Here is a 12,277-nt window from a genome sequence, read left to right as displayed (position 1 = left end):
TCGAAACCGGCAATGATTCCTACCGGTTCAAGCAACGCAAAAAGGCCAGTCAGACCCTCTGAGTCGCTCGTTCAACTGGAAAAAATTCGATGTTGATGCCTGGTAACTTTTGGATGGTGATTGACAGATTAAGCAAATTCTGAACCGGATCTCCTCTAAAGGGCGGACCCCGCAGACGGCGCGGTGTTCATTCTGCAAGGCTGTGCCAGCGGGGCCGCTTAACCGGGCGTTAGGTTCTCGGCGGTCAACTGTCTCGCCACCCTCGCAACAGCGGCAAGACGAGATACTGCAACAACGCGCTCAGGAGCGCGCCAACGCCCAGCCCCTGAAGCATGAGCGCGGCTCCTGGATAGCCGCCATCGTCATAGAGCATGCCGATGGCCAGAACGACGGCCAGCGTCACGATGGCCAGATGGACGCTGACATCGGTTGCCGGTCCCGGCCAGCGCGCCGCGAACCGAGCGCCGAGCCAGGCCGCGAGCGCCCCGCCCAGCAGACCCGCCGCGACATCCACCGGCCAATGCACCCCGACCGCCACCCGGCTGAACCCCGCGAGAATCGCGAGCAGAAGAAAGAGCAAGCGCCACTCGACCAAGCGGGCATGGTAGATCAGCACGCCGAAAAAGACCCCGGCCGTGACGCTGTGACCCGACGGGAAGCTGTGATGCCGATGGCCGGGGCCGATGAGATGGAAGGCGTCGGCGGCCAGCACGCCCGGCGGACGCACTGAATCGACCAGTTCCTTGAACCCGCGACTGTAGAGGATCGCGATCAGCGCGGACAGGATCAACGTCCAGAACACCCGCGGATAGCGCAGCGAAAAAAACAGCGATAGCGCAAAGGGCACCCGCTCGTCGCCCAGCACCGTGAAACATTGCCAGATCCAGTCCGGATAACTCGCGGCAAAGGCGTTCAGGCGGATGAATCCGGCGTGATAACCGCACGCCAGCACCAGCGTCGCCGCGACGATCAAGCAGACCCAGGCCCAGCGCGCCAGCCAGCGGGCGCCGTCCGGCGATTCCAGCGGAGTCCGTGCCGCTCCGGCGGCCAGGCGCTCATGCCAGTCCCGGAGCGGAAAGGTCGGCGCGCTCTCGGTCATGGCATGGAGTGCATGCGGACCAGCGCGACCGCGCCGCGCCGATAAACGATCTCCTGCCGCAGTTCGGGGTAATCCCGTGTCAGCGAATCCAGCTTGTCGACCCGTAAAAACACCAGCTCGCCCGCCACCGGCGGACGCTTGGGCGTGATGGCGTCGCGATAGACGCTGAAACTCGGCATCGAGGTGCGATAGACGACGGTCGGCAGATCGAGCTGTTTGGCCATCAGACCCGCCTCCTTGACGGGCGCCTGCATCGCCTCGAACACGCGCGGCACGAGAAAGCCATAGACTACCCAGGTTTGCACCAAGCCGGCCAGCACCAGTCGCTGCCAGAGCGGCGGTCGCGACCAGCGCAGCAGCACGATCATCGCCGCCAGACCTGTCAGGACGGCAAGCCCATAGGGAAGGTCGAGCGCCCGTCGGCCATCGATCAGCAGCGCCGATTCATGTGCCTTGAGTTCCAGCATGGCCCGAACCTCGGCCGAGGGACTGGTCGCGATCCCCTCGATGACATGAAGGATGGTATCGAGCATCAGCGGCAAGGCGACCAGCAGCGCGAGCAAGAGCAGTGGCGGCGCGAAGGCCAGCCAGCGGTTGGTCAGCCGGTCGCGATGCCGGGCCATGAGGATGAAGAGCGGTACGGCGCCGTACAGCAGATAGTGCGGCAGCTTGGTGCCGGAGAAGGAGAAAAAGACGAAGACCGTCAAAAACCAGATCCAGAGGAAACGCTCCAGCGGATCCGACCAGGCGGTTCGAGATGCCTTGAAAAGACTCAGAAACCAACCGGTGAAGGGCAACAGGATCAGCGGCAGCATGACTAGGTAATAACCGGGAAAACCGGCATGTCCGTGCATGGCCTCGTCGAAACGCCCGGCGTTGTGCTCCAGGAAGAAGCTGCGGAAGAAGTCCGCGCCGTCGTCCAGATAGATGGCGAGATACCAGGGACCGGCCACCAGCAGAAACACCAGCCAGCCGAGCGGCGAGAAGGCCGCCCTGAACCAGCGCAGCGCCACCAAAAGACTTTGCTTGGACCAGCGGATCTCGGACAGAAAGAACAGGAAGCTGACCAGCACCGGGAAGAAGACCGCTACTGGCCCCTTGGTTAGAAAGCCCAGCCCCATCCAGAGATAGGCGCGCAGAATGAAGCGGCGATTGGTCTTGGGGTCCGGATCCAGGAAATAGCGGTAGATCTCGAAGAAGGTCAGCGCGATGAAGAGATTCAGCACGGCGTCGGCGACCGCCGCCTTGGCGATCAGCGAGACCTGAAGGGACAGCACCATGAGCAGTCCGGCGACCGTGGCGGTAGGCGCGTCCAGACGCGCGCGCACGAACAACCAGAGTGCCAGCACCCAGAAGGTCGCGGCCACGGCCGAGGGGAGCCGCAGGGCGAATTCGTTGAATCCGAATGCCTCGGTCGAGGCGGCCTGCAACCAATAAATGAGCGCCGGTTTGTCGTAGCGCGGCTCGCCATCCTTGTGCGGGGTGATGACGTTGCCGCTGTCCAGCATCTCGCGGGTTGCCTCGGCAAAGGCGCCTTCGTCGAGATCGTAGAGCGGCACAGCCCCCAACTGCCAGAAAAAACTCAGCGCCACGACAAGCAGCAGGAACCAGGGCGAGGTCATGGCCCGGCCCATGGCCGTCAGCCAGACGGGTTGCCTGTCGGCGTTCAACTCCGGGGTCATGGTCATGTCGGAACCTTCCAGCCCGCCGTCGCGGGATCGGATTGCCAATGGATACGATGGTGGGTGCGCTCGCCGGATGCATAAAAGGTGCGCGTGAGCAGTTCGGCCAGCACGCCGGTGGTCAAAAACTGAATCGAGGCGACAACCAAAAGGATCGAGACGAACAACATGGGACGATGCCCGATATTCTGGTCCAGCACGAATTTCACCACCAGCAGATGGGTCATCATCAGGGTGCCGACCAGACCGAAAACGATCCCGATCATGCCGAAAAAATGACCGGGACGCGAGCCGAAGCGCAGAAAAAAGAACGCTGCCAGCAAATCGAGGAGCACCCGGAAGGTTCGCGAAAGGCCATATTTGGAGACGCCGAACTGACGCGCCTGATGACCCACCTCGGTCTCGCCGATGCGTTCCGGGGCCGTCACCCCGGCCACCCACACCGGGATGAAGCGGTGCATCTCGCCCAGCAGGGTGACCTCCTGGATGACCTCGGCCCGGTAGACCTTGAGGCTGCAACCGTAATCGTGCAGCCTCACCCCGGTGACCTTGCCAATCAGTCGGTTGGCGATCCGCGACGGGATCTTGCGCATCACCAGCCCATCCTGGCGTTGCCGGCGCCAGCCTTGCAATAGATCCAGGTCGCGCGCCAGCAGTTCGTCGACCATACGCGGGATGTCCGCCGGATCGTTCTGCAGATCGCCGTCCAGGGTCGCGATCAGCTCGCCGCGAGCGGCGTCGAAACCCGCCTGCATGGCGGCGGTCTGACCGAAATTGCGCCGCAGACGGATCACGCGCAGATGGCCGCCGATCCGGGCGGCCTGCGCGCGCAGACGTTCGCCGGTGCCGTCGCGGCTGCCGTCGTCGACGCAGATCAGCTCCCAGTCGCCCCGGTAGCCGGCCAGCCCCTGCTGGACCCGCGTCACCATGGGTTCGACATTGTCGATTTCCTGGTACATGGGGATCACGACCGACAGCGAAGGGCGTCTGTCGGAGCCAGTGTCAGCGGGAGCATTCATTGAATTCGCGTCCATTGTTGTATCAACCGATACTTTTATGCTAACGCTTGCTCGCAAGCGCCAACACATGCACGCTCATGTCTGAGCGAGGGCGTATCTACCAAGGCCCGCAGGAAAATCCCGCGTGCGCCATTGTGATCACGGTCAACGGTGATGCCACCGCTGGTGATCGTCTTCGCGCCGCCGATCTGTTTTATCTCGCCGGTCCAACTGGCGGTCTTGCTGGTATAGGCTTCGTTGACCCGCCGCACGACTTTCCCGACGCGCTCCGCCGCCGCTTCCAGACGTTGCCCGAAGCGGAAGAAGGCGTAGCCCAGCATCGCCCTGACCGACTTCGCGCGAATCTTGCGCTTGGACTTCGCCGACATTGCTTTGGTCTCGAAGGTCGGCAACAGGATCATGTCGAAGCGGTCGAGCAAGAAGCGAATCGCCTGAAACTGCAACTCGTCCACCAGATCGCGAAGCTTCCAGCGCAGCCGGTGCGCAGCCTTCCTGAGTCTGGCTTTCTGCCGACACTTGGCCTTGGCGATCTTTGAGAGCAGGCGATCCAAGTGATAGCAGAGACGGGCAATGCGGGCGAAATCGCCATGACCGATCTTGAACGCCTGATCTTCGGCAAAGCCGGTCAAGAAGGTACGGATGCCCGGATCGAGCGCCACCACGCGACCTTGGTTCTCGGTCGGCAGGATGGGCACACGAAAGGGGACGATCGCGAACCATCGGCCATGCTCGCAGATCAGGCGCGAATCGCGCGGGTTGTCCGGGAAGTCCTCGGCGCGTTTGAGGCTCCCGGCAATCCGCGGGTAAATGCCCGCCGCTTTCAAGGCGGACGACGGGATGAAGCAGGATTGCTTCGGGTTTTTGCGACTGCGGTAGTGCAGGTCGAACGGCTCGCCGGTCTGTTTCCACTGGCGCACGCCGTTGGCGAACGCTTTGTAGGCGTCCTCAACGGCGATCTTCTTGATCTGGTAGGGGATCGGCCATGCCCAATCCGGCAGGCTCGGCAGGACGATCTTCGCCGCCCCCATCCAATGCCCCGCCCGTTCCTCCTTGGGCAGACCGAGATGCGTGACGGTCGCGTTGTAGACGACTCTTGAGGTTCCGAGCCATTGCCGAAACAGGCTCTTCTGTTCCGTGGTCGGGTAGAGGCGAATCCGTTTGGCCTTGATGGCTTTGCCGCCCGTGCAGTCGGCCAGCGAAGTGGTGAAGGATGGCGAGTAGATCTGCGGTGAGTTCGGCGTCTCGGGATTGCTCCATCGGCTGATCGAGAACCACGACGTCGCCGCCGTTGCGCTCGACGAGGAAAGCGATAAGGTCGAAGCCGAAGCGGGCGAGTCGGTCACGGTGGGCAACCACAACCCGGAGCTTATCGCCGCGCAGGAGTCGTTCCAGTAGGGCGCGCAGTCCTTTGCGCTTGAAGTTGAGTCCGCTGCCGATGTCTTGGACGATTTCCGCGTGGGGGTAGGCCGTGCGCAGACGTTCGACTTGTCGAACGAGATCGTCGCGTTGCTTGGCGCTGCTGACACGGGCATAGATGACAACGGCGGCATCGACAGCTCGCTGCAGGTAGGCGTCCACGTCAAAGAGACGTTGCCCGGCTGCGTTGCGGATGGTGTGGATGAGTCCGTGGTCGGCATAGCGGCGGAGCGTGTTGGGATGTAGTCCAAGTTCGGCAACGGCCTTGCGGAGGGGGACGTAGGCCATGCGTTAAGCGAAAGTTAGTAAAAGTAATCTTATAGTAGCGTATTGCTAACTGTTACGCAACCTTCCGCCGTCTCCATCGCCTCGCGCAGATACCGAAACAGCTTGCGCGGCGCGTCCGGCTTGCCGCGCTCGGTATCGCGTTGGGCGGCGCGGATCAGCGTTCGTAGCTGCTGACGGTCGACCGCCGGACATTGTTTGATGAAGTCCGCCAGCGCCGCATCGCCCTCGGCGATCAGACGTTCGCGCCAGCGTTCGAGCGCATGGTGACGAGCGTTCAGTTCGCGCTCGCGCTCCCCCGCCTGATCCATGAGCGCATGGACGGCCGCCATATCCTCCTTCTCCAGCAGATTAGCGATCCGCTTCCAGTGCCGTCCCAGTGCACGTATATCCTTGATGCGCGAGGTCTCGTCGAGCGCGGTCCAGGTCGCCGGGCTGAGTTTCAAGCGCTCCAGCTCGGCGCGCGGCATGCCCGCCAGACGCTCGGCCAGCGCCTGCAGCGCCAGCTTCTCGCGTTTGATTTGACTCTTGCTTGGACCTTCGGGCGGTTGCTCGTCGTCATCCCGGTCGGGATCGTATTGATGTTCAATCATCGGTATGGGTTCGGAAATCCTGGCGTTTAGTCAGAGGTCTGCCTGCAGATCCTCAAGGATTAGCTGCGGCGAGCGAACGCCGCGATAGTCGTTCACGTCCAGCCGATAGGCCAGTCGAACCCGGCCCCGCGCCTCGGGCAGCTTCTCGCCCAGGTTGAACCCGATGGCGTCGATCGGCTCGCCGTTGGGCATGGCCACTCGCAATTTGAGATGACGCTCGCCCACGATCCGCGCTTGCAGCACCTCGAAGCCGCCGTCGAAACAAGGCTCTGGAAAGCCCTTGCCCCAGGGGCCGCCCAGCCGCAGGGCTTCCGCCGTGTCCAGCGTCATCAACCCGCCGGGCAGCGGGCCATCGGAACGGATCTCGGGTTGGCGCGGGAGATCCCCGAGTTGCGCCCGGACCGCCTCAATGAAGGCGATCCGAAAGTCATCCAGACCTTCCGTGCGCAGGGTCAGGCCAGCCGCCATCGCATGCCCGCCGAAACGCTCGATCAGACCCGGATGACGGCGGTCGACCCGATCGATGGCGTCGCGGATATGCAGCCCGTCGATGGAACGCGCCGAGCCGCGCAGCAGACCGTCGCCGGCCTCGGCGAAGGCGATCACGGGGCGATGATAACGCTCGCGGATGCGCGCCGCGACGATTCCCGACACCCCTTGATGCCAGTCCTCGCCAAAGAGACAGAGCGCGGGCGGTAGCGTCTCGCCATCCAGACAGAGCGCATCCAGGAGCAATTCGGCCTGATCCTTCATCTCGCCTTCGATCTCGCGTCGGCGGCGATTGAGACCGTCCAGCTCCTGGGCTATCTCAAAAGCGCGCGCCGGGTCATCGGTCAGCAGACACTCGACGCCGAGCGACATCTCCTCCAGCCGCCCAGCCGCGTTGAGCCGGGGCGCGGCGAAAAAGCCCAGGTCGGTGGTCGTCGCGCGGGTCGGATCTCGGCCCGCCACCTGCAACAGGGCCAGGATTCCCGGACAACAGTGCCCGGCGCGGATGCGTCGCAGACCCTGTTCAACCAGAATACGGTTGTTGCGGTCCAGGGTCACGACATCCGCGACCGTGCCGAGCGCGACCAGATCCAGCAGCTCGGCCAGATTCGGCGCGACCCGACCGGCCTCGAACCAACCGGTTTCGCGCAGATGGGCGCGCAGCGCGGCCAGCAGATAGAAGACCACGCCCACGCCCGCCAGATGCTTGCTCGGAAAGGCGCAATCGGGCTGATTGGGATTGACGATGGCCGCGGCGTCCGGGAGTCGGTCGCCGGGGAGATGATGATCGGTGACCAGCACCGGAATGCCCAATTCACACGCCCGCGCGACCCCGGCGATGCTGGCGATACCGTTGTCGACCGTGACGATGAGATCCGGTCGCTGCGTCAGGGCCGCCTCGACCACCGCCGGACTCAGACCATAGCCAAAGGCGAAACGGCTGGGCACCAGATAGGACACCCGCGCCGCGCCCAGCGCGCGCAGACCGCGCACGGCAAGCGCGCTGCCGGTGGCGCCGTCCGCGTCATAGTCGCCGACGATCAGCAGATGACCGCCGGCGCGAAGCTGGTCCGCGAGCAACGCCACCGCCCGGTCGAGTCCGTGCAGCGCGCCCATGGACGCCAGCGCGCCGAGCCCCGGCGCGGCATCGCCCGCATCGGTCAGACCGCGATTGGCATAAAGCGCGGCGAGCAGTTCCGCGGGGGTACGAGCGACGGCGATGTCGGCATGGTTCGGAATGCGGCGGATCTGGATGGGCGTCACGGGCGTCTGATGGACCTGATCGGTCAAGCGGTGTTGGGAAACGACGATCCCGATTCTTTGCACGACGGAGGCGCGTGCGACATCGCAGATTCGCTGGCGGATTCGGCTTTTCGGGACATTATAGCCATCGAACGCGATCACCGGACGTGGGGGCGGGTTTGAAACCCGCTCCGCCCCACCCAGCCAAGGCCATGTCTGGATATCAGTTGCGAAGGCGATACCTTTAAACGGCGATCGGCGCGCGGATCGCCGGATGCGGAGCATAGTCGACGATCTCGATATCCTCGAAGCGATAGTCGAACAGGCTGTCTGGACGACGCAGCAGACGCAAAGTCGGCAGTGGCCGGGATTCGCGGGCGAGTTGCTCGAAAACGATCTCATCGGTCAGATGATTGCGATAGAGATGCAGGTCGCCGAAGGTGTGGATGAATTCGCCAACCTCCAGATCGCATTGCTGGGCGATCAGCTGCGTCAGCAGCGCATAGCTGGCGATGTTAAAGGGCACGCCGATGAACAGATCGGCGCTGCGTTGATAGAGCTGGCAGGACAGACGCCCCCCGGCGACGTAAAACTGGAACAGACAGTGACAGGGGGCGAGCGCCATGCGCCCGGCACGGGCGTTGTCCCTCGGACCGATGGACTCGTCCGGCAGGTCCGCCGGATTCCAGGCCGAGACCACCAGCCGGCGCGAGTCGGGACGAGCGCGAATGGTAGCGATCAGTTCGGCAAGCTGATCGATCGTCCGTCCGTCGGGGCAGGCCCAACTGCGCCATTGGGCGCCATAGATCGGCCCCAGGTTGCCGTCCTCGGCGGCCCATTCGTCCCAGATGCTGACGCCCTGTGCGTTCAATCGCCGGTTGTCGGTCGAGCCGGAGAGAAACCACAGCAGTTCGTGAATCACGCTCTTGGTGTGCACGCGCTTGGTGGTGAGCAGGGGGAAGCCGGCGCGCAGATCGAAACGGACCTGCCGCCCGAACACCGAGCGGGTGCCAACCCCGGTCCGGTCGGATTTGTCGAGTCCGTTCTCGACGACATCGCGCAGCAGATCCAAATAGGCCCGCATGGATCAGACCGTGACCGGGCCGAGCAGGAGCGAATGCCCATCCATCCGCTCGGACACCGGAATACCCATCAGGGTTAGCACCGTGGGCGCAATGTCCTTGAGTCCGCCGCCGATCGAGAGACGCCATGGCGTTTCGTCAACGATCAGACAGGGCACCGGGTAGAGCGTGTGCTGGGTGTGGGGCTCGCCGGTGACCGGATCGACCATCTCGTCGCAGTTGCCGTGATCGGCGGTCAGGATCACCGAATAGCCGGCCGCCACCGCGGCATCCATGACCCGCCCGGCCTCGCGATCCAGCGTCTCGACCGCCGCGATGACCGCCGCGCGCACGGCGGTATGCCCGACCATGTCGCCGTTGGCGAAGTTGACCACGATGAAGGGAAACGTGCGCCGCGAGAGCGCCTCGATCACGGCATCGGCGACCGCCGGGGCGCTCATCTCGGGTTGCAGGTCGTAGGTGGCGACCTTGGGCGAGGGGATCAGCGCCCGCTCCTCGCCGGGAAAGGGATCGCTGCGCCCGCCGTTGAAGAAGAAGGTGACATGGGCGTATTTCTCGGTCTCGGCGCAGTGGAACTGCGGTAGACCGTCGTCGCTCAGGATCTGTCCGAGCGTGGTCTTGGGCATGTCGTGGTCGAAGGCGAAGGGCAGCCCGAACCATTCGTCATATTCCATCATGCAGGTGACCTTGACGCCGATCACGCCACGTCGGTCGAAGTGCTCGAAATCGGGCTTGAAGAAGGCCATGACCAACTGACGCGGGCGATCCTTGCGGAAATTGATGTGGACGACCTGATCGCCGTCCTGGATCGACTCGCCGCCCGCGACGATGGTGGGACGGATGAACTCGTCGTCCTGGCCCGCGGCGTAGGAGGCCGTGATCGCCTCGCGCGCGCTGGCTGCGTGCTCTCCCTCGCCATCCACCATGGCCCGCCAAGCCAATTCGGTGCGGTCCCAGCGATTGTCCCGATCCATGGCGTAATAGCGCCCGGAAACAGTCGCGACCTTGCCGCCCGCAACCTCCAGCGCGCCTTCCACGGCGTTCAGATAATTGAGCGCCGAACGCGGGGCGGTATCGCGACCGTCGGTAAACAGGTGGGCCATGGGGCGCGCGCCCTGGAACTTGCAGAGCTTGATCAGCGCGACCAGATGGCTGACATGACTGTGCACGCCACCGTCCGAGACCAGGCCCATCAAGTGAATGGGCCGGCCCTGCGCGGCGGCGGCCTTGGCGGCGGCGACCAGCACGCGATTCTCGAAAAAGCTGTGATCGGTAATCGCCTGGTCGATCAGCACCAGATCCTGACGCACCACACAGCCGGAACCGAGCGACATGTGGCCGACCTCGGAATTGCCCATCTGTCCATCCGGCAGACCGACCGCCAGACCCGATGCTTGGATGGTGGTATGCGGATGCGTCGCAAAATAGCGATCCAGATTCGGCGTGCTGGCAAGCGCGACGGCGTTGTTGGCCTTGGCGGGATTGACGCCGAAGCCATCCAGGATGATCAGGATGACCGGTCGACGGGGTAGGTTTTTCATGGGGTTGCTCATCGCTCACTCTCCTCCAGCATGGCGGGGCAGGTCACGGGCTGGTTGGCAGGGCCGTCGCCCGCCATCGATCCAGTCTTCGCAACCGGCACCTTTGCCCGCTGGCAAAGGCTCTATTGTAGACCTTTCGCGCTGCCTAAATGCTCCATCGGCGGAGGGAGTCCGAAAACCCATCGGGACGATGGCGGGGTGGCGCTCCAGAGGGTGGATACGCAGACATGCGGCGTCGGCAACACATAGGCGCGGGCTTGCCCGCGCCTATGTGTTGATAGCCCGAACGTCTCGGAGGCGATCAATCGTCGTTGAGGATATTGCCCAGTCCCTGACTGTCGAACAGGGTCGCCCCGGTGGGTGCGCTCAGGTTGACGACGAAGGTCTCCTTGGGCTCCTTCACCTTATCTCCAGTAACGCTGACCGCCACCGTCTTGCTGGTCTGCCCCGGAGCGAAGGTCAGCGTCCCGCTGGTGGCGCTGTAGTCTTTGTTCTCTGTCAGGGCGGTCCCGTTAGCGGTGGCGTATTTCACCGTGACGGTGCCGTTTCTGGCCGGGGACAGGGTCACCGCGAAGTTGGCGGGGCTGGTGCCAGTATTACCCTCAGTCTTGCTCGCGTCGGCAATGCGCAGCACCGGACCGTCATCGTTGAGAAGGGTGACCTGACCTTGATTGTCGAAGATGGTCGCGCCGGTGGCGGTGTTCAGATTGACGAGGAGGATTTCGTTGGTTTCGACGAGAGTGTCCCCGATGACGGGCACGGGAAAGGTCTTGCTGGTTTGCCCCGCAGCGAAAGTAAGGGTACCACTAGCCCCAGTATAGTCGCTGCCCGCAACGGCCGTACCGTTGGCGGTCGCGTATTTCACGGTGACGGTGCCGGTACTGGCGGGCGTCAAGGTCGCCTTGACGGTGGCATGACTGGTGCCGGCATTACCCTCGGCCTTGCTCAGATCGACCATTCGTAAGACAGGGCCGTCGTCATTGAGCAGGGTGCCCAGGCCCTGACCGTCGGCGAGGGTGGCGCCGGTGGGTGCGCTCAGGTTGACGACAAAGGTCTCGTTCGCCTCCTTGACATTGTCGCCGATCACGTTCACTGCCACCGTCTTGCTGGTCTGACCAGCGGTAAAGGTCAGCGTCCCGCTGGCGGTGGTGTAATCGCTGCCGGCGGACGCGCTACCATTGTTAGCAGTGGCGTATTTCACCGTGATGGTACCGGTGCTGACCGGGGACAGAGTCACCGTGAAGTTGGCGGTGGTGGTGCCTGAGTGGCCCTCGGCCTTGCTGACGTCGGCGATGCGCAGGGTCACACCGCTGGCAGTGCTGTTGAAGGTGGCGGTGCAGGTTAGGGCATTGGTCGGCATGGTGAAGCTGGCGGCGCAGGGGCTCGGGCTCCAGCCGGCGAAGGTGCTGCCGGTCGCCGGGGTGGCGGTGAGGGTGACGCGGGCGCCGGCCGCGTAGGTGCCGCCGCCGCTGACCGTGCCGGTCCCGGTGCCGGCTTTGGCGAGCGTCAGGGCGAAGGTCGCGATCTGAACGACATGACTGGTGCGATTCCCCGCCGCGTCGTAGCTGTAGTCGATGACCGTGCCATCGCCGGCCACGGTGCGGGTGAGGCGATCGAGGGTGTCATAGGTGTAGGTGGTCGTGCCGGCCAGGACGGGGAAGGCGGCCAGCAGCATGGCGCCGAGGGGCAGCAGACGGTTCCAGGGTAGTCCTGCAAAAAGTAGTGAGAGCGTAGTACGCTATCCATCCCCATTGATTAAAGAGCGAACACGAAGCCATGATTTGTCCAAGCTGTCATTCTTCGGAAGTCGTTAAAAACGGCACCATTCA

Annotated in this window: 9 protein-coding genes and 1 pseudogene; all 10 read right to left on the bottom strand. The window is 63.7% G+C overall.

All coding sequences use genetic code 11. The annotated features are described in order from the left end of the window. Positions 1-244: 244 nt before the first annotated feature. The 10 genes and pseudogenes from CCR95_RS03685 to CCR95_RS03640 all read right to left on the bottom strand — a co-directional run bounded on the left by CCR95_RS03685 (position 245) and on the right by CCR95_RS03640 (position 12,123). Positions 245-1,099: a phosphatase PAP2 family protein gene (locus CCR95_RS03685; protein ID WP_201091972.1), complete on the bottom strand. Its 855-nt coding sequence runs from the start codon at positions 1,097-1,099 to the stop codon at positions 245-247. Beyond that, positions 1,096-2,781, bottom strand: a complete 1,686-nt coding sequence (locus tag CCR95_RS03680; protein WP_201091974.1) for an ArnT family glycosyltransferase — start codon at positions 2,779-2,781, stop codon at positions 1,096-1,098. The genes CCR95_RS03685 and CCR95_RS03680 overlap by 4 nt, the downstream gene beginning before the upstream one ends. 2 nt (positions 2,782-2,783) lie before the next feature. Continuing rightward, positions 2,784-3,800, bottom strand: a complete 1,017-nt coding sequence (locus CCR95_RS03675) for a glycosyltransferase family 2 protein (protein WP_201091968.1) — start codon at positions 3,798-3,800, stop codon at positions 2,784-2,786. A gap of 35 nt (positions 3,801-3,835) precedes the next feature. Next, positions 3,836-4,954, bottom strand: a complete 1,119-nt coding sequence (locus CCR95_RS03670) for an RNA-guided endonuclease InsQ/TnpB family protein (RefSeq protein ID WP_338115339.1) — start codon at positions 4,952-4,954, stop codon at positions 3,836-3,838. Between the two features lie 64 nt (positions 4,955-5,018). Next, positions 5,019-5,504, bottom strand: a pseudogene (locus CCR95_RS03665) (IS607 family transposase); the annotation flags it as partial. A 29-nt stretch (positions 5,505-5,533) separates the two neighbouring features. After that, positions 5,534-6,094 carry a ribosome biogenesis factor YjgA gene (gene yjgA / locus CCR95_RS03660; protein ID WP_201091966.1) on the bottom strand — a complete coding sequence of 187 codons (561 nt, stop codon included), beginning with the start codon at positions 6,092-6,094 and terminating at the stop codon, positions 5,534-5,536. A 30-nt stretch (positions 6,095-6,124) separates the two neighbouring features. Then, positions 6,125-7,846 carry a single-stranded-DNA-specific exonuclease RecJ gene (gene recJ, locus CCR95_RS03655; RefSeq protein WP_201091973.1) on the bottom strand — a complete coding sequence of 574 codons (1,722 nt, stop codon included), beginning with the start codon at positions 7,844-7,846 and terminating at the stop codon, positions 6,125-6,127. 223 nt (positions 7,847-8,069) lie between these two features. Then, positions 8,070-8,909, bottom strand: coding sequence for a thymidylate synthase (locus CCR95_RS03650; protein WP_201091965.1), 840 nt, complete (start codon positions 8,907-8,909; stop codon positions 8,070-8,072). A gap of 3 nt (positions 8,910-8,912) precedes the next feature. Further along, the gene (gpmI, locus tag CCR95_RS03645) at positions 8,913-10,460 is read right to left on the bottom strand and encodes a 2,3-bisphosphoglycerate-independent phosphoglycerate mutase (RefSeq protein WP_201091964.1); all 1,548 of its coding nucleotides are present in this window, start codon (positions 10,458-10,460) and stop codon (positions 8,913-8,915) included. A 289-nt stretch (positions 10,461-10,749) separates the two neighbouring features. Beyond that, positions 10,750-12,123 (bottom strand): Calx-beta domain-containing protein, encoded by a 1,374-nt coding sequence (locus tag CCR95_RS03640; RefSeq protein ID WP_201091963.1) that lies wholly within the window; start codon positions 12,121-12,123, stop codon positions 10,750-10,752. Positions 12,124-12,277: the final 154 nt, after the last annotated feature.

Source organism: Thiocystis minor (assembly GCF_016653465.1).
Lineage (GTDB): Bacteria > Pseudomonadota > Gammaproteobacteria > Chromatiales > Chromatiaceae > Chromatium > Chromatium minus.
The sequence above is the reverse complement of the archived record's forward strand: the minus strand, read 5'-3'. Positions and strand labels throughout refer to the sequence as shown.